The sequence below is a fragment of the Eudoraea chungangensis genome (assembly GCF_029360665.1).
Lineage (GTDB): Bacteria > Bacteroidota > Bacteroidia > Flavobacteriales > Flavobacteriaceae > Eudoraea > Eudoraea chungangensis.
On the sequence record NZ_JARDUB010000001.1, the window covers coordinates 99,096 to 122,934 of the forward strand.

Sequence of the window (23,839 nt, forward strand, 5' to 3'; positions counted from 1 at the left end):
TTGAAATTTTTAGTTATTTTTATTAATCTAAACAACTTCTACTTGGGATAAGATTAGATTTCAAATTTTCAAAATTCGAGAGACCAAAAGATGGTCTTAAGAAGCAGACAATATTTAGAATTTCAAGCAACTCATAACATCTCATACCCATTGTGAATTTTAAAAAAGAAAGTTGGCATAACCCTCGATTTTCGAGAATATAAATATTTTAATCAATGGAATCCTATGAAAAATAAATTCTGCCTTTTAATTCTCTCTGCACTTTTTATGTCGTTTGGGCTTAATACCTATGCGCAAGAAGACACAATTTCCAACATCCTTATTACTAAGGTGGATGTTTTTGATGGCGTGAATGAAAAACTAATGGAGGATGTAGATGTCCTTATTCAGGGAAATCTAATTGTAAACGTTTCTAAAGGAATCGAAGCGCCCAAAAATACCCTGGTTATAGATGGAACAGCAAAGACACTCATACCGGGACTGATTGACAATCACTGGCATGTGATGTTTTCAGGGTCCTCCATGGCAGATATATTGGGCAGAGATGATTTCTACGTTGGCATGCTGGCTACTAGACAGGCCGAAGCTACCCTTATGAGAGGCTTTACTACCGTGCGCGATTTGGGCGGTAATTCTTTTTCGGTAAAACAGGCCATTGACCAAAAGCTCTATAGCGGGCCAAGAATTTACCCATCTGGAGCAATGATTTCACAAACTTCAGGACATGCCGATTTTCGTCCGGCCAATGAGCGGGCAGTTGGTATGTGTAAACACGATTTCGTTACTGAAAAATCTGGTCACTTGGCAGTTGCCGACGGCGTACCTGAGGTCTTGTTTACTGTACGCGAGCAATTAAAAAGGGGAGCTACACAAATTAAAATTAGTGCCGGTGGAGGCACCACTTCTCAATATGATCCGCTGGATGTAACCCAATTCACTTTTGAGGAAATAAAAGCCGCTGTTGATGCGGCAGCAGACTGGAACACCTATGTCTCTGCACATGTCTATACCCCAAAAGCCGTGCAAAGATGTATCGACGCTGGGGTGAAGGTAATAGAACATGGACAATTGCTAGACGAAGAGACTATAAAGAATATGGCTGAAAAGGATATTTGGCTTTCTTTACAGCCCTTTTATGTTTCTTCTGAAGATTCGCCCAAACTCTCTAAGAACCCTGTAACCAGAGCCAAGCAATTAGAAATGGTTCAAGGAACGGCCACCGCCTATAAGCTGGCTAGAAAACATGGTGTAAAAGTCGCCTTTGGCAGCGATTTTATCTTAACCCCAAATGAGGTAGAGCAACAAAATACGTATGTGACGCTTCTTGAGTCTGCATTTGGATATAGTCCATATGAAGCCCTCAAAGAAGTTACCTCAAATAACGCCGAACTTCTAAAACTTTCAGGACCTCGAAACCCTTACACTAAGGGTGTTTTGGGTGTCATAAAAGAAGGTGCTTATGCCGATTTAATCATAGTCGATGGCAACCCACTAAAAGACTTAAATCTGATTGCGGACCCCAAAAGGAATTTTGAAATTATCATGAAAGACGGAATAATCTATAAGAATACCTTAAAATAAATTGGCTACATGATTAACTAGTATTCCCTTGCTTCGATTACACCAATACCAAATCTTGTTAAAGCCAAGGCGGGAAAAGCTAAAGAAAATTTGAGATGAAACTTATGAATACAATAAGGGTTTTAAGGATTGGCCAGTTCTCGGTAAATTCTGAAAACCTTCACGGCTTTTAGTTTGGTGAATTCTTGTAAAGTTAATTGTTAATGTAGGCAACGATAGATAACCATTACCGCTGAACTTAAAAGGAGCACTAAAATGACACTTGAAGATTTAGGATATAATAGAGAGTTAGAAAACTATCGAAAAGAGCAAAAACTCGACTCTTTTGGAATTGGAAGAGTCATTCTGGAACACAAAGACCGTTATACGGTTAAAACGGTATCGAATGAATTTAATAGTGAACTTATTGGAAACTTAAGGTTTACAGCGACCAATAAAAACGAATTACCTTCTGTTGGCGATTGGGTAGCAATTTCTGAATATGATGAAGACAAAGCGCTGATTCATGCTGTACTCCGCAGAAAGTCAGTTTTAGAGAGAAAGGCTGTCGGCAAATTAGGACAGACGCAGATTATTGCAACAAATATTGATTTTGGACTAATAGTTCAATCCGTAAATAGGGATTATAATATTAACCGATTAGAACGTTATTTGGCCATTTGTAACGCTTCTAGAATTGATCCAATTATTATTTTAAGCAAAGTAGATTTGATAAACCCTAAAGAATTAAACAGCATCCTAGTTCAAGTAAACAATAGAATAAAAAATGTTCCGGTAATTCCGATGAGCAACCAAACACATTTGGGAATTGAAGAAATTAAATCAAAATTGATTAAAGGCCAAACATATTGCCTTCTAGGATCTTCAGGTGTTGGTAAATCAACCCTCATTAATACGCTAACAGGTATTGATCTAATGAATACAGGAAAGATAAGTGAGAGTATTGACAGAGGAAAGCACGTTACCAGTCATAGAGAATTGATTGTATTAGAGAATGGTATATTAATAGACAATCCTGGAATGAGAGAAGTTGGTATTACTGATGTTTCTGATGGTCTTGAAATGACATTTGATGATATATTTAATCTTGCTCAAGATTGTAAATTCAGTGATTGCACGCATACCATTGAAAAAGGTTGCGCCATATTAAATGCAATTGAAAAGGAAGAATTGAATTCTGACTCTTATGCAAACTTCATCAAAATGGAAAAAGAAAAGAATTATTTTGAATCAAATGCCCAAGAGAGAAGAAAAAAAGATAAAGACTTAGGAAAAATGATAAAGGGAATTCAAAAACAAAGAAGAAATAATAAGTACTAAGCACAGCAATATCTAATTAAAGATTCCCTATCGTTCGCAACTATCTATCTAAGTTAATATACCAACACTTATAGAACAATGAATAAACCCTATCCTTTATTCTTAATTGTATTTGCATGCCTTGTCAATAGTCGCAACAACAAATAAGATAAAGCAAAAATTAATGTGTCAATCAAGGAAGAGGAAGAAATATATTTTGGTCAGAAACCGCCGGGAGTAATCCCTGAATTTTTTCTCCAGAAATTCTTAAAACTGAATTTAGACCGGCAGCTGGCGTCTTTATTTCAGACGTATAGGAATTTTATTTTCGCAGAAGATGAGGTATTTATAAAAACAATGCACTGATCATTGTTTAATTGGTTAATAACAAATGGACGGAATCACTTGTGGCGGAAAAAACAAGAGAACCTTTTAATTCAACTAATTTTAGATATTTAACAAGAAATTGATTTACTAAGTTTGTAACAGAAATAAAGGCAGACATAAAACTTTACATAAAAAATATGGCTACGAGCAGTAGCATAGTGTACCTTCCTTCGGGAAGACAACAAACCCACGGCACATTATGAAACACTTTGCATTTGTTTTTGCGGTTCTTCTTTTTTTAAACTGTTGTGATTCTAACAATACCCCTTTAGAATCTTACTCTTCAGAGAATTTAAGAATCGAAAAGATCAGCGATGAGCTTTTTAAACACGTTTCTTTTCTCGAAACTCAAGACTATGGTATTGTTCCCAGCAACGGATTTATATATATTAATAATAACGAAATAATAGTGTTTGATACGCCTGTCGATGATGAGGCAGCGGCAGAATTAATCCAATGGTCCGGCAAGAATAAAATTAAGGCGGTTGTGGTAACGCATTTTCATATAGACTGTTTAGGAGGGCTAAAGGAATTTCATTCTGCTAATATACCTTCCTATGCCAACCAATTAACTGTAGACCTAGCCAAACAAAACCATCGGGTTCTTCCAAAAAATGCATTTGACTGGGAAATTGAAATTAAAATCGGAGAAGAATTAGTGCTTGTAAAGCACTTTGGAGAAGGCCACACAAGAGATAATGTTGTTGGCTATATTCCTACCGAAAAAGCATTGTTTGGGGGGTGTTTAGTAAAGAGTCTAGGTGCTGGAAAGGGAAACTTATTAGATGCTAATCCGAAAGATTGGCCAACTACTATTAACAGTATAAAAAAGGAACTTCCCGAAATAGAAATTGTGATCCCAGGGCATGGTAAACACGGAGGGCAAGAATTGTTAGATTACACGGAAGAGCTTTTTAGTGTTAACTAGAATCTTAAAGAAACCTCTACAAAAGAAATGCAGAAGGTTTTCCAAATTAAATCTTTTCCAAGGCCGTTAATTCTACGTTCATTTTTTAATTTAGCTTTTAATGGATTTACCCCAATCCCCATGGATTAGCTGTTCAAAATTTAAATAACTTTATATGAAGAAAATACTGCTTGTTTTAACCATCGCCTTAGTTTTTACCTTTTGTAAAGAGCCAAAGGAAGAAAAGACTCTATCGGTTATTAGACAGGCGGCAGAATTTGAACCTCAGGAAGCCATCTGGTTAATTTGGCCCGACATAGATCACAAAGTAGGAGAGTCTGTGGAGCAAGTGACGCTTTCCATTATAGACGCCTTGGTTAAAGAAGAGCGCATTGTTATAAGCTGCAAGAGTGAAGTCCTTTTAAAAAAAGCCAAGGAAACTGTTAAAACCCATTTGGGCAACCTAGAAAACGTAACTTTTTTGGAAATACCTTCGTCTGAAATTTGGGCAAGAGATATGGGACCAATATTTGTAGAAACCAATCAAAATAATCTGGCCATAGCCGACTTTAATTTTAATTCCTGGGGCTATTCGGATACTCTAGATGTGGATACTAAGAGGGAAGAAATGTTTGATGTAAGAGTTGGCGAACATTATAATATGCCCGTTATTTCCAGTTCTATGATCAGTGAGGGCGGCAACAGAGAAGTAAACGGAAGAGGCACTCTGATAACCACAGAATCTGTTGAAATGGGAAGAAATCCAGGCATGACGAAGATAGAAATGGAATCAGAATACAAGCGTCTTTTGGGTATTTCTAAAACCATTTGGTTAAAGCAAGGATTAGTGGAAGATGACCACACCTTTCTCGGACCTGTAGAAACTTTAGACGGTATAAAGGCCTATACCGTAGTCACTACCAATGGGCATGTAGATGAATTTGCCCGTTTTGTAAATGATTCTACTATTCTTTTGGCCCAAATAGACAGTGTGGATTTTGACGACCCAATTGCTTTTGAAAATCATAAAAGACTTGAGAAGAACCATGAAATTTTATTGGCTGCAAGGGATCAGGATGGCAGACCATTTCGCATTGTGAGATTACCGCTCTCGAGAACTATCTTCACCCATATGCGGGCAGGGGATAGCGTATATGACTACATAAAAACTTTGGAATATAAAGACGGGAATTCTTTTCCAGATGGCAAACGTATTACCGTAATGGCGGCCCTTAGTTACCTAAATTTTATAATTACAGACAAAGTAGTTGTTGGACAAACCACTTGGAGAGAAGGGATGTCGGAGGATTTTAAACGAAGAGACCAAGAAGCAGAAAAGATTTTACAGTCGGTTTTTCCCCATCGGAAAGTACTTATGATCGATGCTCTTGCAGTTAATTTGGGAGGTGGCGGAATACATTGTATCAGTATGCAACAACCACTAGCCCCAGATAAATAGAAACCGCCTAGCTACTCTAAAACCGCATCTCCATTACAGCAAAAAAAGATGCTATTGACATTAAAAATAGTATATTGTATGAAGAGAAAAAAGCTGGATTTAGGCTAACATATATTTCCCCTGCATCCATGCTAAAGAGTTAAACTAAATATATATAAATGAAAAAGATAGTAGTCTTCATTAGCTTACTTGCCTTATTTATTAATTCCCTAGTAGCACAGAATTTTGATGCCTTGCAATGGCGATTTATTGGCCCTATTGCTGGGAATCGAGGTTCTGTAGTATTGGGACATCCTACCGAAAAAAATACTTTTTACCATGGAGCCAGCAATGGTTTATGGAAAACAGAGGATGCAGGATTGTACTGGATGCCTGTAGGAGATGCTTATTTTAAATCGGGGAATATTGGTGCAATGGAATTTGCACCATCAGACCCAAACATTATCTATGTAGGCATGGGGGAACCCCAAATGCGAAATAATGTTAGCTGGGGAGATGGCGTCTACAAATCTACGGATGGCGGTAATACCTGGGAACATTTAGGTTTGGAAGAAACGCACCATATTGCACAGGTGCGTGTGCATCCCAGTGATCCAAACACAGTTTATGTCGCTGCCACAGGGCATGCTTTTGGTCCTAATCCGGAGCGTGGTATTTTTAAAACCGCAGACGGTGGCAAAACATGGAACAAAGTTCTCTATAAAAGTGAAAATGCGGGAGCGATAGATTTGATAATGAATCCAACAAATCCTGAGGAGTTGTTTGCCGTAATTTGGGAATTTGAACGTAAAGTATGGGGAGTTAAGACCGGAGGAGCAGAATCTGGTATTTACAAGACCACCGATGGAGGAGAGAATTGGAAAGAAATTACCTATGCCGCGGGCTTACCTGAAGGAGGTCGCGGACGTAGTGGTCTAACTATGAGTGCCGCCGATGGCAACCGAGTCTATGCCTTAATTGATTCAGAGACCGAACCCGGACTTTATCGCTCTAACGACCATGGAGAAAACTGGGAAATGGTTTCTAACTATTTTCAAATTATTGGTCGCCCATTTTATTACAGTCACATTTATGCCAATCCAAGCGATCCGGATAATTTATGGTGCCCTAATAATCGTATGTTTCAATCTAAAGATGGAGGGAAGAATTGGATCTTAGAACCGGGTATTAAAGATGATTTTCACGACATATGGATAGATCCTAAAGACCCGAAACGAATGATTGGCTCAAACGATGGTGGTTGTCAAGTCTCCTTAACCGGAGGTCTTACCTGGAGCAGCCAGCACAGTCAGAAAAACGTACAGTTCTATCGTGTAAATGTAGACAATGACTTTCCTTATAATGTTTATGGTACCGGGCAGGATGTGCTCTCCTACAAGGTGCCCTCTGCTTCCCGATGGGGTGGTATTTCAAGGTATGAGACCGAAATTGTTGGGAATGGCGAAACAGGAAATGCCATCCCAAATCCCCTAAAACCACATATCGTCTATAATATCGCAAGCGGAGCTCCTTTTGGTAGTGGTGCCCCTTTTGCGGTGAACGATTTAAATACTGGTCAAAATCAAATTCGTTCCGTAACACCTTTCCCAATGTTCGGCTTAAACGCTTCGGATTTAGAATACCGATTTAACTGGAATACCCCAATGCTACTTTCAATACATGACAATAAGACCATTTATTTAGCGGGAAATGTGGTTTTTAAAACTACGGACGAAGGGATGAGTTGGGATGTTATAAGTCCGGATTTAACAAATGATCTGAAAGATCGTCAGAAAATTTCTGGAACTCCCTGGCTGAGTGAATATTTTGGGCAGGAAGTATATAGTACTATACATCGCATGGTGGAGTCTCCTAAAAAAGAAGGACTTCTTTGGACTGGATCTGATGATGGCAAAATATATATTACCAAAGACGGAGGAAAAAATTGGAAAGATGTATCTATAACAGATACAGCCCTCCCCCAATACTCACAGGTATATGAAATTGAGGCCTCCCCTTTTGATGAGGCAACGGCCTATATAGTGTTTTCCAATTATAATACTTATGACGACTACAGACCTTATATTTTTAAAACCTCCGACTATGGAACTACCTGGACCAACCTATCGGATTCCTTTCCTCAAAACGAATGTACAAAGACTATAAGAGAGGACATCATAAAAAAAGGTATGCTTTATGTTGGTACAGAAACAGGGGTTTATTATTCCACTGATGATGGTACTAGCTGGACCTCATTACGTTCCAATATGCCCTCAGTACCCATAGTAGATATCAAATTAAAAGAAGAGGATTTAGTAATTGCAACCAGTGGAAGAGGGTTTTGGATAATGGACGATATTACTCCTTTACGCCAAAAAGTTGATGAAAGAGAAGGCTCGGCGCATCTGTTTCCAATACCGGATCATACACGCTTTGGCTATAATTGGTGGATAGACTATGTGCCCGGAGGAGACCCAGGAGACAAAAAGAACTATTTTGTACAAAATATGCGTCCCGGGCTAACGTACTATGAAGAGGGATTTAAACCAGTAAACGGGGAGCGGAAAAGAAAGTTTATTGATGCTGGTGACCCAAAACCTTTAGGTGTAGCCTTCTACTTTCGTTTATGGGAAGAACCCAAAGAAATTAAAATAGAAATAAAAGACGCGAATGGGCACGTAATTAGAACCTATGGAAAGAAAGATATGCATTTGACTTTTGGTAAAGGAGGGGATTTTAATAGCGGTCTAAACAAGTTTGTTTGGGACTATCGGGTAGAGATGGTTACTGGCATTCCCAAGCGTCCGCCTACTGCAATTCGCCCAATAACAGCTCCTGGTAAGTTTACGGTTGTTCTTACGGTTGACGGACAGGCAGAAGAGCAAGCTTTTGAAATATTTGCCAGTCCTAAAGAAACGTATTCCCAGAGTGAAATGGAAGAAAAATTTACTTTTTGGATGGATATGTACAACCATGTAGAAGAATCCTCTCAAAATGTTATCCGGGCTGTTGTTTTACGTGATGAGATCGCTAAAAAGTTAGAAACCTATAAAAAAAGTGGCGCGAACGAGGCCAAAATTAAAAAGGCAGAAAAAGCGGCAGCAGATTTAACCGAACGGATTACCCTATACGAAGGTGCCTTTGTTTCAACTGGAAGGACCCTTGCGGAAATTATTAATTTACCAGCGACTATTCTCTCAAAAATGGCTTTTCTGAGTACTATTCTGGAACAATCTGAAGGACCTGCCACCAGGCAAATGCACGAAACCCTTGATCAATTAAAAAAGGAATCCAAAATGGCTCACCAGGCATATGATAAGGAGGTTGAAGCATTAAGCCAAAAATTTAACAAAAGTATAGAGTAAACAAAAAGAGTTTTATTCTCTTTTTTAGGATGAAAGAACTTTACTACTTCGTAGTATGCATTACCTGTGTGCTATAGACGAACGGTCAGACTGCCACAAACCTTAACAAAAATAAAGAAGGTTTCGCTGAAAAAACAGCTATTGAATTTGGTCTTAACTATAACTCGGTATTCATTTACGGCACTGAAACTATTTCCAACGAATACTTTTGCAAGGCCGTTGAAGTAGCTTCTAAACTCAGTTTTGGAGTGCGTTATTTTAAAAATTAGCTATTACCTATTTGCATGGAGATGCCTATACGAACACCAATAATATAGCGATTGATGCTGGAAGCGGTATTGCCGTAAGCGCCCATTGGTTCTTTCGAGAACGCTTTATTCCATTGCCCGTTTTGGTATTTCCGATGGGAATGGAGAGAATGTTTTTTACACCGCAGATGTACAGATTGGGCATGGATATCGTTTCCTGAATTACGATATTTTAGGTATCAGTCTAAGCTGGAACCAACCAAATATTTCAGAGGTAAAAGATCAATATTCTATGGAGCTATTTTATCGAATTAATATGACGGGACACTTTGAAATTACCCCAAGTCTTCAATATATAAGAAATCCTACCTTCAACGCAAATGCGACCAATCTGTTTTACCTTGGTCTTAGAGGGTGGATTACCCTCTAATAAAAGCGATTATCCAGCCCTATAGAATTTTGAAATAGTAAGACTCTCACGCGAGTAAAACATCTAGATGATAAGTTATAAAATGGAAAACAATGGATAGAATTTTGGAAATTAACATAGATTCTAGGTATCTTAAAGCATCTCCTTATCGTAGCAGATATGGGAATTTTAATAACACTGTAAAAAACATAGTAGATACCGATAGACATGACAAATTTTAAACACCTACTACTCTTTATCCTTTTCAGCTGCTGTCTAAATTTAAGTAGCGGTCAGACAGAAGAGAAACCTAATATCCTCTGGATTTATTTAGAAGATACTTCTCCTCTACTCGGCTGCTATGGTTCTTCTCTAATGTCTACCCCTAATATTGATATGCTTGCAGAGAGAGGAGTGTTATTTCAGAATGCTTTTATGCCTGCTCCTGTATGTTCTGCCAGTAGATCCAGCATCATAACAGGAGCTATGTCTACAAGCTTGGGACTGCACAACCACCATAGTTCAAGGACGAAGGAAGCTGCCATCTACTTACCCGACACGGTGAAAACCATTCCAGAAATATTTATTGAAAATGGTTACTTCACTTTTAACAATGGGAAAGACGATTACAATTTTACCTACGATCGACAAGAATTGTACGCACAAGATTATTCTACACATCCCTTATACGGCAAAAAAGGTATACCTTTAAAAATATCCGCCTTAAAGAATAAAACACCCTTCTTCGGACAAATACAACTTGCCGGCGGTAAAGAGATATTTTCTTCAAACTTTAAAGAAAAGGTAGACATCCCTATAGACAGGTCTAGAATAATCCTTCCTCCTTATTTACCAAATCACCCTGCTATTGTAGAAGAGTATGCGAATCATCTAGATGCCATACAAATAACAGACCTAAAAGTTGGAGAAATAATTTCAGAATTAGAGAAGAATGATTTATTACAGAATACGGTAATCTTTTTCTTTTCAGATCATGGAATGCGCTTAACTAGACACAAGCAATTCCTTTACGATGGCGGAATACATGTACCCTTAATCATTGCCGATTTTAGTAACTCCGGTAGGATTGGAGCTGGCATTAAAGAGGATAATCTTGTTAGTGGTATCGACCTTGGAACTACGGCTATGGGTCTAGCCGGTATTCCCATTCCAAAACATATGGAAGGCTATGATATTTTTGATAAATCCATAGCGCCTAGAGAATATGTTATTTCTAGCAGAGATCGTTGTGATTTTACCATTGATCGCATTCGATCCGTTAGATCAAAAGACTATAAATACATCCGAAATTTCATGCCAGAAAGACCCTATACCCAACTTACCTATATGGATGTAGACGGGGTTGAATTTGTTCGTGTGATGAAGGAATTACATCAAAACAATAAACTAGACGCAAACCAAAATCGATTTATGCTAGACGAACGACCTCGAGAGGAATTATACGACCTCAAGAAAGATCCCAATGAATTAAATAATCTGGCAAACCATCCGGAATCTAAAGAGACTCTGCGCAAGTATACCAATATTTTAAATGCCTGGATTCTGGATACAGACGACCAAGGACAATATCCCGAAAAAAAAGAAGATTTAAAGTTAATGTTGGGAATTTGGGGTAAGAATGCCATAAATCCTGAATACGATGCTCTACGAAAAAAATATCCGCAATTAGAAGGCTCCTTGTGGGAATTAAAGAATGCAAAATGGAAAACGATTAAAAACTAGATCCCCTTGACTAAATTAAAGTATCCCTCAAAACCTCAGCGGATATTTTAATCTTCTGGGAAGTCCAATTCATGAGTCATTTTCATCGCCATAATATAGGACGATTTTATACCTTTAACTTGAACATATGGAAAATCTATCCATAATATATTTAAACTTAAAAAATAGATGAAAGAACATCAATACCAAATAGACATAGAATGGACTGGAAATGAAGGAAGTGGAACACAAGATTACACCTCCTACAGCAGAGCCCATGCCATACATGGTGTTGACAAGTATCAGAAAATACTTGGCTCATCGGACCCGGCCTTTCGTGGCGATTCGTCTAGATACAATCCTGAAGACCTATTTCTTTCTTCCTTGTCTAGCTGTCATATGCTCTGGTATTTACATCTGTGCTCTATCCACAAAATAGTGGTCACAGAGTATTCAGACCGGGCTACAGGCATTATGACCGAGGTGGAAAATGGAATCAGTAAATTTACGGCGGTTAGGCTTAATCCTAAGGTTAAAATTACGGATCCCAAGAGAATAAAACAGGCAAATGAATTACATGAAAAAGCAAATAGTATGTGTTTTATTGCTAATTCCTGTAATTTTAAAGTGGAGCACAGTCCATTAACTGAATTGTGTTAAAAGGTAATTTGTAAAGAAACAGATGGAAATTAAGAAAGTTAACCTCAAAGAAAAACTAGCTCTAGTCAAGGAATATTGGAGTCCTAAGATCCTAGGAGAACTAAACAACCAGCTGGTTAAAATTGCTAAGTTTAAGGGAGAATTTGTATCACACAAGCACGATAGAGAAGATGAATTATTTTATGTAATTCAGGGTGAACTGCATATAGAATTAGAGAACAATACTCTCCACTTAAGTGCAGGAGAATTTGTTATTATCCCAAAAGGAGTAGTGCACAAACCATATGCTTTGGAAGAGGTTCATATAATGCTTTTTGAACCTTCAGCGACTCTCAATACGGGAAACATTAAAAATGATCGTACGCTGACTTCTTTAGATAAAATTTAAAAATGGCCTAACCACGTAATTTATGGACGAAATTAAAGCATTAATAGAAAAAAGTGTGCTATGCTGGTTAGCAACCTCATCTAAGGAAAACATACCCAATGTTTCCCCAAAAGAAATCTTTGCATTTTATGGGATAGACCAAATTATAGTAGCCAATATTGCTTCCCCCCAAACCGTGAGAAACATAAAAGAAAACGGAAATGTATGTATAAGTTTTATAGATATTCTCGTACAGAAAGGCTATCAATTAAAAGGGACAGCCACTATCGTAGATAAGTCGGAGAAGACTTTTTCGCAAATGGCAAAACCGTTATTAATAATGACAGAAGGGAAGTTTCCATTTCAAAGTATCATCTGTCTTACTATAAAACAAATAAAGCCTATAATTGCACCAAAATATGTCCTCTTTCCAGAAACTACAGAAACTGAGCAAATAGAAAGTGCTAAAAAGGCTTATGGTTTTTAACTCTAAAAATGGCCTATAAGTGTTTAAATATATCTCACTTCAGTGTACAAATAATGCTTATGTTTGGTTAGGGCTTATTCCTATTCCAGAAATAGGGAGCACCAAAACAATTCTTAATTAAAATCTATTGAATATTAAATTAAAATAATATGAAGGCAACGACTATCTTACTTTTACTAATATCTCTTTCTTATTTCACTTCAAATAGCAACTTTAATAACACCAATGATTTAAAATCTTTAAAATTTGATCCTAAAAAGGATTTTCTTTTAGCAAATTTTGACTGTAAAACCGATGTAGATGATCTTCATTCTGTTGCAGCATTTGCAACCCTGATGGCCAACAAAGATTTTTCCGAAGTAAAATATCATGCTGTGGCAGGAACCTATGGCGTTCAGGAAGGTTTGTATGTGCCAGCCAATAATTTATTCGATTTAGCATTTGGCGAAAATTGGACAGATGCACACAACAATATGGAGGCTGCCATGAAAAAAGTTAAGCCGATGGTAGACATAATTCTCAAAAATGAAGGGGATATCTGGATAGCCGAAGCCGGACAATCAGATTTCTCTGCATTACTTGTAAAGGCTATTCAAAAAGAATTTCCTGATATAAATACCACGGAACGTATTCATCTGGTTCAACACAGTGACTGGAATGAAGAAGTAACGACTCCAGAAAGCTTAAAATTTGTCAAAGAAAACACCGACTATCATAAAATTCCTGATGGCAATGCCGTGGGTAACGGAACCCCTGGATTTCGCACCCCAGGCTATGACAGTTGGAAAACAGAACTAACAGATCCGGAACTGTTGAAAATTTGGCAACTGGCGGTAAATCTTGGAATGAAATATAATGGCAAAGAAGATCGATATAACAATGAGGCAGTAGCAGAGAACGGTGTGGACTTTTCCGATATTTCAGAAACTTGTTATATCCTAAATATTAAGAATGTCAAGGATACGGAGGACTTCTTTAAGGCTTACAGCAAATAATTCCTAAGCTGCTACTTTCTACCATATCAGCTGTTTTAAAATTAGCTACCACATTTAAGTAAACAGGCTTTTAACTAAATTAAAAAAATAAGAATCCTAATAGTAAAATAGTCTTTCTGGACTTATTTTAGTAGAAATTTTGGCTTAGACCTTTTTTAGTCCCGCCTTAGGCGAACAAGAACAATGGAAGTAAACAAATACTTCTGAAACAACTATTTAGGAATAAGAAAGTCCTATTTAAGTAGCATTATTCTGCGACCTTAGTAAACATAAAATGAAAAAGAAAACATTAGAATTAGAGGGTTTAAAAAAAATAAAAACAGATTTCACTTATCTGATAACTACTTTTAAAGAGATGCTTCGTGGTCTTGGGGAGGCGGAATTAGCGGCTATGCTGCCCTTCGAAGCCAATCCTCCCCTTTCAAAGGATATTCCTGATGAAAAAATGGCTCAGGCCATCGGCATTTCTTTTGAATTACTTAATGCTGTAGAAGAGAATGCGGCCACGCAATTTCGCCGGAAAACTGAAACTCAATTTGGTTTAGAAACCACTCGCGGATCTTGGGGGGAAACTATAAAAATTTGGAAGGACTCCGGAATTTCTGAAAAGGAAATGAGCAACTTGCTGCCAACTATAAATGTAATGCCGGTACTTACAGCACATCCAACAGAAGCAAAACGATTAACCGTTTTAGATATTCACAGGCAGCTATATATTTTGTTGGTTAAGAATGAGAATCCCTTATGGTCTAATTCAGAAAGGGAAGAAATTAAAGAAGAACTTAAAAGTTTGTTGGAACGATGGTGGCGAACGGGAGAGATTTACTTGGAAAAGCCAAGTTTAAAGGATGAGCGAAGTAATATAATGCACTACTTTGTAAATGTATTTCCTGAAGCCCTTCGTTTAACAGATCAACGCTTAATCGCGGCATGGAGGGATGCCGGATTTTCAGAAAAGCAATTGGAGAATCCAGAACAATTTCCCATGTTACAATTTGGAAGTTGGGTAGGCGGCGACAGAGACGGGCATCCCTACGTGACTCCGGAATTTACTGCATCCACGTTAAGACTACAAAGAGAAGCAGCGCTCAAAATTATTAGGCAAGAATTATTACAATTAGCAGAGCAGCTTAGTTTTTCGGCTTACCTTAACAACACCCCACAGGCATTCCTTTCAGATATAGAAGCCAGAGCAAAAATATTGGGAAAAGAAGGGCAACGGGCTTTAAACCGTAATCCTTCAGAACCTTTGAGACAGTACGCTAACCTATTGATAGTTCGATTAGACAACACCCTTGATGAACGTTACGGTCTTGACGAAAAAACATATTATTCCCGACCTGATGATCTTATGCTTGATCTAAAGAAACTTCGGGATGTTTTATTACAATTAAAGGCCAACCAAATTGCAAAAATTTGTTTGTTTCCTATTGAGCGTTCCCTTAGTTGTTTTAGGTTTCATCTGGCTAAACTAGACATTCGTCAGAATTCCGAATACCACGAAAAAGCAATTAGTCAGATATTGAAAATCTCAGGGCAAGCGGATACAGACTATGCGAGCTGGAACGAAGAAAAAAGATTGGCTTTTATCAATAAGGAACTAAAAAGCAATCGTCCATTCCTGGTTACAGGCACCTCATGTGGTCCTGAAGCAGACAATCTGCTTGGCTACTTCATGGAAGTAAAAAAATATACGGATTTATACGGTACAGAAGGTATCGGGACAATCATTGTGAGCATGACACGAAGTTTAAGCGACCTTCTTTTGGTCTACTTATTTCTGCGCGAAGCGGGTCTAAAAGATACAGATATTCCAGTTGCTCCCTTGTTAGAAACCATAGATGATTTAGCTGCAGGACCAGCTATTTTAGAAGCTTTTTTAACCCATCCAATTTTAGCAAAACAACGAAATACAACAAAACCTTTTGTACAAGAGGTGATGTTAGGTTATAGCGACAGTAACAAAGACGGAGGTATACTAACAAGTCGATGGAATATTTACAAGGCAGAAGAAAACCTCACTGAAGTTGGCAACCGTTTGGGTGTGAAGCTTTGCTTCTTTCATGGACGAGGGGGAACCATTAGCCGAGGAGGAGGAAAAAGTCATCGCTTCTTGGAAAGCATGCCTCCAGGATCTCTGAGCGGGAACATAAAAATGACCGTTCAAGGAGAAACTATAGCTAATCAATTTGCGAATCGATTAAACGCATGTTATAATTTAGAAATGTTGATTTCCGGTACTGCTAGACAGACTATGATAAATAAAAAGGATAATGGAGATAGCAGGATATACGATATCATGGATCGGCTAGTTGCTTTAAGCCGGGAGAATTACAGAAACTTACTAGACCATCCTAAATTCATAGAATTTTACAGCCAGGCTACTCCAATCGATGTTTTAGAACAGAGTAAAATAGGATCAAGACCAGCTCGTAGAACAGGCAAAAGATCCCTTAACGACCTGCGTTCTATTCCTTGGGTATTTAGTTGGAACCAAGCTAGGTTTAACCTAAGTGGATGGTTCGGAACAGGTGCGGCATTTGCCGCTTTTAAAGAAAAATATCCAGAGGACTTTTCCTACCTGCAAAAAGTCGCAAAAGATTGGCCCTTCTTAAAATTTGCTTTAATACAAATTGAAACCAACTTATTGAATGCTAATCCTAAAATCATGAGAAAATTTGCAGAATTAGTAGACGATTCTGATACAAAAGATAAACTCTTAAAATTGATTCTTACAGACTTCACCTTAGCCCTTGAAACAATAGAAAGTCTGTTGGGTGCATCAAAAGAAGAGCGTAGATTTTCTAGAATGGAAAATAATAAACTGCGTCACGAAGCATTAGATACACTCCATCATATTCAAATGCAAACGCTAGAGCAATGGCGACTAATTAAGGAGATTAGACCAAAGGAGGCCGATAAACTACTTTTAATGTTATTGTTGATAGTAAATGCTCTTTCAGGTGGTCTAAAGGGTACGGGGTAATAAGCCAACTATTTTCTTCGCCCTTCTGGCAACTTATAGTAAGTAGAACAGTCTTCATGCGGCCTTAAAGAATCACTTAGCTGAGAAATTTAAATAATAACAGGGCCAACCTCTATGTAAGTAGATGTATCTGTTTAGTTAAAAAGACTAGATCACTCTTTGATATATTCAACTGTGGACTGGTCCTTTTCTCTATATATATAATGGCTACCATCGGGTTTAAACACAATTTCCCCGTTCATTTCGGGATCATTGGTTACAAAGCCAAAGTGTTTCCCAGAGGTTTTATCGGAGCCCTTCGAAACTTCAATATCGGTAGTAAGGCCATCATCGTTAATCCTTAAAATATGCTTACCCCCACTTTGTAAAAGAATTAATACCCCAATAGCTTCTATCTTCTCTACCTTGCCATCGGCGGTCTTAATTACCTTATAGTTAAAGGGATGTAGGCCACTCCACTCCTCTGCGTTAATGTTGCTATCCGCATTTACAACAGTTGGTGCATCCCGAGGCGCAGGGGCATCAGGATCTGGTGGTGAGGTAGAATACTCTTCTACAACCAAAGCTTTTGAATTAAGCAAAACAAGTTTATTGTCTTTAAGTTCTTGAATCCGTAAATCTGCCACTTGCATGTTTCCATTGAAGTCCATGGTAACCCGCAAATCGCGAGAGGCTTGAATATACTCCCAGCTAGCGTCCAACGTCATCTCCCCTTCTTTAATGGTTAAGGTTCCATCCTTAGAAATATCTAAGACAGCATTTTTCTTGGTCGGCACCATTGCGCCACCTTCCGCATTGCCTACTTTAGCCTTATACCATGTTTTAGATAAGCCGTTCTCAATCTCCGCTGTATCCTGTGCAACTACTGCTGATAGACTAAACAATAAAAGGCAAATTAGATATGCTAACTTATAGCTAAACTTTTTCATAATGTTCTATTTTACCTAAAAATAAAAAAAAGTCAATTATTTCCATAAATTTTTGCTCCAGAAAATCTTATTACTAAGGCTTCTAGAAAAACTATGAATCCTGAGAAATACAGAAAAACCGACAATATGGTAGAACATGGAAAAGGTCCTAATAGAAAAGACCTCGATCTTAAAGAATTCGATAGAAAGATCCCTGCAGAAAGTGTCTGGAACCAGCCTATTGCACAGACACTATAGGTGTAAGACATCTTTTATTTAAAAGCACAGCTTCTTGAGCTTGCCCTTTTCTTATAGCTTTAGTACTTTAGAAGAATAAACACTCAATTGTCTTTCTAACTTTAAAAGACCGTAGTACATTTTTTATTAATTGTATGAGATTATCAAGAATTTGCGCCCTAATAGTTATTTCAATGGTTCTCCTTTACGCTTGTAAACAAGAAAAGGAAAAACCCAGTTTAGCCAAAACCTCAGAGAGAGATTCGATAAGAATATTTGCGCAGTCCAGACCTGGAGGAGAAGCTTTTGATTTTCATATGCCTGTAGACCCAGCTCTCGACAGTCTCGATATAGTAGATCATAATCAGGCAATTTTAGACGATAACGAACTAATACTGGGGTTGGTACTAGAAAGAACTCCAATTGCCGTTCCTATAAAAGTCTTGTCTGGTTTTGAAGTGGCTAACCTGAGAATAGCCTCAGAGAACTATATACTCACCTGGTGTCCTCTTGTTGGTTCAGCCCAAATTTTTAATGGTAGAATCAGAGGAGACACCTTGGGTTTTGATTTTGGAAGGGGCCTCATAGACAATAACTTATTGCTGGTAGACAGACGAACCAAAACCGTTTGGAATCAGCTATCTAACGAAGCCATTCAGGGGGTGTTGAAAGGAGAAAAATTAACTCCTTACCCTACCATACAATCTACTTGGAAATTTTGGAAAGACAAATACCCTAGTACTAAAGTGGCTTTAAGCACCGATACAAGTAATGCAGCATTTCCTGAATCTGTCTTAGAGAAACAATATTACAACACTTGGATACCAGGTAATAAATACCCAAATAATTCGGAACACAAAATTACCAATCTAGGAATTGGAGCAGTAGTATCAGATGTGCCGGTGTTTATTCCTTTAAAAGAGTTATTTAAGGAAACATCCCCCATGACTTACCATATAAAAAATCAGTCGTATTTTATCTATTTTAATGTGGAAGGTATAACGGCATGGATAGAAGATAAAAATGAAAAACTAGTTCCATCTACCTTAGTCTATAATTGGGCCTGGAATAGTTTTTATCCTAATTCACAAGGTATAAATCAACAATAGTTCCTATTGGTTATTCAGGTTATGCGCCTAAATATTTAGTTTGTCAGTACTAAATTTATGATAGTCTTATCGATGTACGATAGCAATAAAACACTTCTATGATTAAGTTTTTTAGACATATTAGACAGAACTCACTTTTTGAAGGTAAAACAGGCAAATATTTAAAATATGCCTTAGGAGAAATTTTCTTAGTGGTTATAGGTATTTTGATTGCCTTACAAGTCAATGATTGGAATGAAGTAAATAGGGAAAGAAAACTAATTAGATCTTATTCAGAATCTTTAATTGCTGATTTAGAAGCAGATATAAGACTCATTAAAGATGTCCAAGCACAAATGCGAGAGCTAAATAGTAGAATAGATAGTCTAGCGGTCTATGTTCGAAATAAATCTATAAATGAAATATCCAATTTAAGGGTATTAATGCTGATCATAGATGACAATATATACCCCTATTCATGGAATAAAGTCACTTTGGAGGAATTACGGTCAACCGGCGTCCTTCGTTATGAAGGCAATAAAGAATTAGCGAAATTGATTGTTTCTTATGTTAGTCTGCGGGAACATATGTCGGAAGACTATAAAATAGACCAGGGAATTGCAGAAATGAATTTCCCACTAGTCCATAAAGTATTGAATATGAATTACGCAAATTTTAAAGAGCTATCTCATGTAGGAATGAATAATATAACATATCATACTTCCTCTCAAAAGGACAGCGAAGAATATATGAATCAACTGGCTCTCTTGAAAAAGGAAATATCCATAGCAGAAGAAAACAGTTTAGAGTTACTAACAAAAGATGTAAACTTGTTGCACGAAATGGTAAATGGATATCTAGACCTAGGAAGAAATATGGATATCCGAGCTAATGCAGAATTACCAAGTTTAATTGAAAAAGCCGAGGAGATTATAGTATTACTAAATTCCCCACAATTCAAGTAAGGTAGAAAACATGGTACTATCTTATTAATTTTCTTGTAACAAATTGCCTATCAAATACTCTAATAGATTATAGTTGAACATTTTGCTTGCGCAGCCAAAAAATCTATTAATTTTTTCCAACAGAAAATGACCATGCCTTCCACACCCAATGCCGACAACAAAAAAGTTTATAAATATTTCCTCCTCACTTTTTGTATTTCATGGACGCTGTGGAGTCCTTTCTACTTTTCTGAAGAAGTTAACGAAATTTGGGTCTTACCAGGAGCGTGGGGACCTACTATAGCCGCCCTTCTTCTTACTTTTTTAGATAAAGGAAAGGAAGGTGTTCGAATCTTATTAAGAAAGATACTAATATGGAAACTTCCTATTAAATATTATCTGTTTGCCATTTTTGGAATCCTAGCAATAGGCGTACTTTCAATTTTGATTTATCGTTTGATTGGCGGTTATTTTCCAGATTTTGGCCTTATTTTGGAAGGAATGGGATTGCCGCAAGGGCAGTATCTGACAGCACTTTTATTATCCCCGCTGTTTTTTATTCTTAACACTCTATTAGGAGGACCCATAGCAGAAGAGTTGGGTTGGAGAGGGTATGCGCAGACCCACTTACAAAAAATACTGTCTCCAAATCTTTCTGGATTGAGCATAGGCCTTATATGGGCTATTTGGCATTTACCCCTAATCCTATTTTTACCAAAGGCTGTAGGTAACATCCCGGTTCTGGCATACATTCCGCTTATGACCACTATGGGAGTGCTTTTCTCATGGATGTATAACAGAACTAGAGGCAGTGTTTTATTGGCTATTTTAATGCATGGAGGTATGAATTTTACCCTTGGTTTTCTTGGAGCGGATATATTTAAGGACCAAAATTTACTCCTTCTTTTTATAGCACTGATTATCCTTCTGGCTCTTGTTCTAGCCACAAAAAACAAAGCTAATTACGAGGAGGGCAAACCTTAATAAATAGGATAAGCTATTTATTTATGAGCCCAGACAACCTTTAATAGAGATTTTGCGTCTATTCATAAACAAGAGAATTGTAAAAATCCAAACCCAAAGTAAAATGTTCGAAAACCCTGAAGTAAATATTAAGATCAGACTTGCCGCCTTGTGGACTTCCGTAATGTTTTGTTATATCTATTGTGACTATTTTGAGCTCTACGTCCCGGAAAAGGTAGAAGGATTAGTTAATGGGCAAAACATATTGAATAGTCCTGTAAAATTATTTACAGCCTCCCTGGTGCTTGCTATTCCTGCTATAATGATTTTTCTATCGACGCTTCTCAAACCAAAAATCAATCGGTTTTTAAACATCTTCTTTGGTGCACTCTTTACTTTAATGATGTTATTTATTGCCATTAACTCTATAACACCTTGGTATGGCTTCTACGTCTTTTTCGCGATTTTGGAAAGCGCTATCACCTTTCTAATTATATGGTACGCCTGGAACTGGCCAAAAGAACAAAAGACGTAATACCACTGTGCGGAACACAAATACTTGTATTGCCATTATTGAAATAAGCCGGAATATATAGGTCTTTATGTAAGAAGATTAAGCATGGTTGATTTATCTTTATAAGAAAAGTAACTTCATGAATTTTCGTCTTCGGTTTCCTTTAGTCATATTCTTACTATCTTTCCTAACTATAGGTTTATTATCCGTTAATCGTTCTTATGCTCAGGAAAAAATGACACCTCAAACAACTAACAACACCGAAGAAATTGCCTTTTTACTTTTCGATAATTACGAAACTCTAGATGTTTACGGGCCAGTAGAAATATTTGGTAGGCTAAAAGATCTATATTCGGTGAAATTCTATTCTTTGGAAGGCGGAATTATTAAAAATAGCCATGGAGTCTCTGTCCTGACAGAAAAAATAAGCACCATAAAGTCTAAACCTGAAATATTTCTGATTCCAGGTGGATGGGGAACAAGAGAGGAGGTGAACCATCCCGAGCTAATAGAACAGATAAAAAAGATATCGGAACGCAGCGACTATGTCTTAACCGTTTGCACTGGAAGCGCTTTATTGGCAAAATCAGGACTTCTTGATGGTAGGCAAGCTACTTCTAACAAAAGAGCTTTTAAATGGGTAGTAGGTACTGGTCCAAAAGTAAATTGGGATAAGAAGGCCAGATGGAAAGTAGATGGCAAATACTATACCTCTTCTGGAGTTAGTGCAGGTATGGATATGTCTTTAGGTTTTGTGGCCGATAGACACGGCCTTGCGTTTGCGAGAAAAGTAGCGACTGAGATTGAATATAATTGGATAGAAGAGAAAGATAATGATACGTTCAAGGCAGATTAAAGCAGTATAACTCTTCTTTTGTTGACAATTATTGGTCTTTAGAATTGTGAAACCCTATAGCTAGCCCCTGTACTACTTTTACTATGCTTAGTACGCCAATATATTATTATCTTTGATATCCCCCTGGAAATGAAGATCCTATGAGTATAATTAAATCCTTAACGGACTATTTTAAGAAGAACCCAAACCTTAATAAAGAGGAAACCCCTGAGGGAATTTGCCCTAATTGCTGGGGAGAACAGGAGTACGGAGGTAAATTTTATGAAGCTGTCAGAAACTACCATAATGACATTAATAGTCATGACCCCCGTGATGGATGGGTAAAAGAATACGCCGACAAATACCTATTAAATATTCAATTACAGCAAGAAAATGATGAATTGGTTTGTCAGACCTGCAAAGTGACCTACCGTCTGACCAAAGATTAAAAAGATGATTCTTTACGATTCTATGTCACTTCTGTATTAATCAATGTAGTTAATATCCTTTCATATGAGCTATACCGAATTAATGTACCTGCATTTGGCAACGGTAGTTCCCTGCTTCCTCATCGGAACATTTTTGCTCCTTATTAAAAAAGGTTCTCAAATTCATAAAGTATTTGGTAGAATATATATGATTCTTATGCTTTTCACAGCGATTGTGACTCTTTTTATGCCTTCTGAGGTAGGACCCAGGCTTTTAGATCATTTTGGTTGGATTCACAGTTTTAGCTTTTTAACTATCTACACCGTTCCAACTGCCTATTGGGCTATTAAAAAAGGAAATATCAAAGCACATAAAAGAAAAATGATATTACTTTATTTCGGGGCGATTATTATTGCAGGGGGGTTCACTTTTTTCCCCGGCAGGTATTTACACCAACTATTTTTTGGGGTTTAAGTATATTTGGTTTTTTCATGTCCCTCCTTTAGGTATACTCTCGGTTAAATATTAAAGACCCTTTCTAAATTACGTCAAAAGGGATTATCTTTAGTTAAGCCAAAACAAAACTGTCGTATGAAACAAGTAGGTTTAAAATTCCTAATACTTTTTGTCTTTTTTTGGATACTATGTGGATGCCAATCTAAGGAAATAGATTCTAAGAAAATACTGAATTTTGGAAAGGCCTATACCGAAGCTTGGAACAGCATGGTACCACAGCAAATGGCTTCTTTCTATACAGAAACAGGCTCACTAACCATAAATAACGGAAAAGCTGCCATTGGTCGCGATCAACTGGCCCAAACAGCTGCCTCGTTTATGAAAGCTTTCCCCGACATGCATCTGGTCATGGATAGTATTGTAAAACACCAAAAATCGTACCGTTACTATTGGACGTTTAGAGGTACCAATACTGGTCCGGGTGGGTCCGGAAATAAAGTAATTTTTAGCGGTTACGAAGAATGGATATTGAGTAATAATGGCCTTATTGAAAAATCGATAGGTACATTTGACGCAGAAGATTACCAGCAACAGTTGGAAGGAAATTAACGCTT

The 23,839-nt window shown here is 37.4% G+C and carries 22 protein-coding genes; 21 read left to right on the top strand and 1 reads right to left on the bottom strand.

The window, feature by feature from the left end; translation table 11 throughout:
- The first annotated feature begins 225 nt into the window (after window positions 1–225).
- From PXG98_RS00460 to PXG98_RS00515, 12 genes are all read left to right on the top strand, one after another.
- Window positions 226–1,581, top strand: a complete 1,356-nt coding sequence (locus PXG98_RS00460) for a metal-dependent hydrolase family protein (protein ID WP_276388316.1) — start codon at window positions 226–228, stop codon at window positions 1,579–1,581.
- Window positions 1,582–1,836: 255 nt separating this feature from the next.
- Window positions 1,837–2,901: a ribosome small subunit-dependent GTPase A gene (rsgA, locus tag PXG98_RS00465; protein ID WP_276388318.1), complete on the top strand. Its 1,065-nt coding sequence runs from the start codon at window positions 1,837–1,839 to the stop codon at window positions 2,899–2,901.
- A gap of 565 nt (window positions 2,902–3,466) precedes the next feature.
- Window positions 3,467–4,195: a subclass B1 metallo-beta-lactamase gene (gene bla / locus PXG98_RS00470; RefSeq protein ID WP_276388320.1), complete on the top strand. Its 729-nt coding sequence runs from the start codon at window positions 3,467–3,469 to the stop codon at window positions 4,193–4,195.
- Between the two features lie 154 nt (window positions 4,196–4,349).
- Window positions 4,350–5,633 (top strand): agmatine deiminase family protein, encoded by a 1,284-nt coding sequence (locus PXG98_RS00475; RefSeq protein ID WP_276388321.1) that lies wholly within the window; start codon window positions 4,350–4,352, stop codon window positions 5,631–5,633.
- A gap of 158 nt (window positions 5,634–5,791) precedes the next feature.
- Entirely contained in the window at window positions 5,792–8,977 is a 3,186-nt protein-coding gene (locus PXG98_RS00480; RefSeq protein WP_276388323.1) for a WD40/YVTN/BNR-like repeat-containing protein, read from the top strand.
- Between the two features lie 354 nt (window positions 8,978–9,331).
- Window positions 9,332–9,655 carry a carbohydrate porin gene (locus PXG98_RS00485; RefSeq protein WP_276388324.1) on the top strand — a complete coding sequence of 108 codons (324 nt, stop codon included), beginning with the start codon at window positions 9,332–9,334 and terminating at the stop codon, window positions 9,653–9,655.
- A gap of 207 nt (window positions 9,656–9,862) precedes the next feature.
- A complete protein-coding gene (locus PXG98_RS00490; protein WP_276388325.1) occupies window positions 9,863–11,377 on the top strand; it encodes a sulfatase family protein in 1,515 nt (504 codons plus the stop codon).
- Between the two features lie 168 nt (window positions 11,378–11,545).
- Window positions 11,546–12,016 carry an OsmC family protein gene (locus PXG98_RS00495; RefSeq protein WP_276388327.1) on the top strand — a complete coding sequence of 157 codons (471 nt, stop codon included), beginning with the start codon at window positions 11,546–11,548 and terminating at the stop codon, window positions 12,014–12,016.
- A 22-nt stretch (window positions 12,017–12,038) separates the two neighbouring features.
- Entirely contained in the window at window positions 12,039–12,404 is a 366-nt protein-coding gene (locus PXG98_RS00500) for a cupin domain-containing protein (RefSeq protein WP_276388329.1), read from the top strand.
- Between the two features lie 22 nt (window positions 12,405–12,426).
- Window positions 12,427–12,870 (top strand): pyridoxamine 5'-phosphate oxidase family protein, encoded by a 444-nt coding sequence (locus PXG98_RS00505; protein WP_276388330.1) that lies wholly within the window; start codon window positions 12,427–12,429, stop codon window positions 12,868–12,870.
- Window positions 12,871–13,019: 149 nt separating this feature from the next.
- Entirely contained in the window at window positions 13,020–13,865 is an 846-nt protein-coding gene (locus PXG98_RS00510) for a hypothetical protein (protein WP_276388332.1), read from the top strand.
- A 274-nt stretch (window positions 13,866–14,139) separates the two neighbouring features.
- On the top strand, window positions 14,140–16,851 hold the full coding sequence (locus PXG98_RS00515; RefSeq protein WP_276388334.1) for a phosphoenolpyruvate carboxylase: 2,712 nt from the start codon (window positions 14,140–14,142) through the stop codon (window positions 16,849–16,851).
- Between the two features lie 152 nt (window positions 16,852–17,003).
- Here the strand turns inward: PXG98_RS00515 and PXG98_RS00520 are convergent, their stop codons facing one another.
- The gene (locus PXG98_RS00520) at window positions 17,004–17,780 is read right to left on the bottom strand and encodes a hypothetical protein (RefSeq protein WP_276388335.1); all 777 of its coding nucleotides are present in this window, start codon (window positions 17,778–17,780) and stop codon (window positions 17,004–17,006) included.
- A 93-nt stretch (window positions 17,781–17,873) separates the two neighbouring features.
- Here PXG98_RS00520 and PXG98_RS00525 point away from each other — a divergent pair, with 93 nt between their 5' ends.
- The 9 genes from PXG98_RS00525 to PXG98_RS00565 all read left to right on the top strand — a co-directional run bounded on the left by PXG98_RS00525 (window position 17,874) and on the right by PXG98_RS00565 (window position 23,834).
- Window positions 17,874–18,017, top strand: coding sequence for a hypothetical protein (locus tag PXG98_RS00525; RefSeq protein ID WP_276388336.1), 144 nt, complete (start codon window positions 17,874–17,876; stop codon window positions 18,015–18,017).
- Between the two features lie 134 nt (window positions 18,018–18,151).
- Window positions 18,152–19,105, top strand: coding sequence for a DUF3179 domain-containing (seleno)protein (locus PXG98_RS00530; protein ID WP_276388337.1), 954 nt, complete (start codon window positions 18,152–18,154; stop codon window positions 19,103–19,105).
- 98 nt (window positions 19,106–19,203) lie between these two features.
- Entirely contained in the window at window positions 19,204–20,049 is an 846-nt protein-coding gene (locus PXG98_RS00535; protein ID WP_276388339.1) for a DUF6090 family protein, read from the top strand.
- 132 nt (window positions 20,050–20,181) lie between these two features.
- On the top strand, window positions 20,182–21,012 hold the full coding sequence (locus PXG98_RS00540; protein WP_276388340.1) for a CPBP family intramembrane glutamic endopeptidase: 831 nt from the start codon (window positions 20,182–20,184) through the stop codon (window positions 21,010–21,012).
- A gap of 103 nt (window positions 21,013–21,115) precedes the next feature.
- Complete coding sequence (locus PXG98_RS00545; protein ID WP_276388341.1) at window positions 21,116–21,526, top strand: DUF6326 family protein; 411 nt, start codon at window positions 21,116–21,118, stop codon at window positions 21,524–21,526.
- A 118-nt stretch (window positions 21,527–21,644) separates the two neighbouring features.
- Window positions 21,645–22,361 carry a DJ-1/PfpI family protein gene (locus PXG98_RS00550; RefSeq protein ID WP_276388343.1) on the top strand — a complete coding sequence of 239 codons (717 nt, stop codon included), beginning with the start codon at window positions 21,645–21,647 and terminating at the stop codon, window positions 22,359–22,361.
- A gap of 140 nt (window positions 22,362–22,501) precedes the next feature.
- Window positions 22,502–22,789 carry a hypothetical protein gene (locus tag PXG98_RS00555; protein ID WP_276388344.1) on the top strand — a complete coding sequence of 96 codons (288 nt, stop codon included), beginning with the start codon at window positions 22,502–22,504 and terminating at the stop codon, window positions 22,787–22,789.
- Window positions 22,790–22,853: 64 nt separating this feature from the next.
- Window positions 22,854–23,243 carry a DUF2306 domain-containing protein gene (locus PXG98_RS00560; RefSeq protein ID WP_276388345.1) on the top strand — a complete coding sequence of 130 codons (390 nt, stop codon included), beginning with the start codon at window positions 22,854–22,856 and terminating at the stop codon, window positions 23,241–23,243.
- Between the two features lie 117 nt (window positions 23,244–23,360).
- Window positions 23,361–23,834 (top strand): ester cyclase, encoded by a 474-nt coding sequence (locus tag PXG98_RS00565; protein WP_276388347.1) that lies wholly within the window; start codon window positions 23,361–23,363, stop codon window positions 23,832–23,834.
- Window positions 23,835–23,839: the final 5 nt, after the last annotated feature.

Coding starts and splice junctions, on each gene's coding strand:
- PXG98_RS00460 (WP_276388316.1), top strand. CDS start 226: ATGAAAAATAAATTCTGCCTTTTAATTCTCTCTGCACTTTTTATGTCG.
- rsgA (WP_276388318.1), top strand. CDS start 1,837: ATGACACTTGAAGATTTAGGATATAATAGAGAGTTAGAAAACTATCGA.
- bla (WP_276388320.1), top strand. CDS start 3,467: ATGAAACACTTTGCATTTGTTTTTGCGGTTCTTCTTTTTTTAAACTGT.
- PXG98_RS00475 (WP_276388321.1), top strand. CDS start 4,350: ATGAAGAAAATACTGCTTGTTTTAACCATCGCCTTAGTTTTTACCTTT.
- PXG98_RS00480 (WP_276388323.1), top strand. CDS start 5,792: ATGAAAAAGATAGTAGTCTTCATTAGCTTACTTGCCTTATTTATTAAT.
- PXG98_RS00490 (WP_276388325.1), top strand. CDS start 9,863: ATGACAAATTTTAAACACCTACTACTCTTTATCCTTTTCAGCTGCTGT.
- PXG98_RS00495 (WP_276388327.1), top strand. CDS start 11,546: ATGAAAGAACATCAATACCAAATAGACATAGAATGGACTGGAAATGAA.
- PXG98_RS00500 (WP_276388329.1), top strand. CDS start 12,039: ATGGAAATTAAGAAAGTTAACCTCAAAGAAAAACTAGCTCTAGTCAAG.
- PXG98_RS00505 (WP_276388330.1), top strand. CDS start 12,427: ATGGACGAAATTAAAGCATTAATAGAAAAAAGTGTGCTATGCTGGTTA.
- PXG98_RS00510 (WP_276388332.1), top strand. CDS start 13,020: ATGAAGGCAACGACTATCTTACTTTTACTAATATCTCTTTCTTATTTC.
- PXG98_RS00515 (WP_276388334.1), top strand. CDS start 14,140: ATGAAAAAGAAAACATTAGAATTAGAGGGTTTAAAAAAAATAAAAACA.
- PXG98_RS00520 (WP_276388335.1), bottom strand. CDS start 17,780: ATGAAAAAGTTTAGCTATAAGTTAGCATATCTAATTTGCCTTTTATTG.
- PXG98_RS00525 (WP_276388336.1), top strand. CDS start 17,874: ATGAATCCTGAGAAATACAGAAAAACCGACAATATGGTAGAACATGGA.
- PXG98_RS00530 (WP_276388337.1), top strand. CDS start 18,152: ATGAGATTATCAAGAATTTGCGCCCTAATAGTTATTTCAATGGTTCTC.
- PXG98_RS00535 (WP_276388339.1), top strand. CDS start 19,204: ATGATTAAGTTTTTTAGACATATTAGACAGAACTCACTTTTTGAAGGT.
- PXG98_RS00540 (WP_276388340.1), top strand. CDS start 20,182: ATGCCTTCCACACCCAATGCCGACAACAAAAAAGTTTATAAATATTTC.
- PXG98_RS00545 (WP_276388341.1), top strand. CDS start 21,116: ATGTTCGAAAACCCTGAAGTAAATATTAAGATCAGACTTGCCGCCTTG.
- PXG98_RS00550 (WP_276388343.1), top strand. CDS start 21,645: ATGAATTTTCGTCTTCGGTTTCCTTTAGTCATATTCTTACTATCTTTC.
- PXG98_RS00555 (WP_276388344.1), top strand. CDS start 22,502: ATGAGTATAATTAAATCCTTAACGGACTATTTTAAGAAGAACCCAAAC.
- PXG98_RS00560 (WP_276388345.1), top strand. CDS start 22,854: ATGAGCTATACCGAATTAATGTACCTGCATTTGGCAACGGTAGTTCCC.
- PXG98_RS00565 (WP_276388347.1), top strand. CDS start 23,361: ATGAAACAAGTAGGTTTAAAATTCCTAATACTTTTTGTCTTTTTTTGG.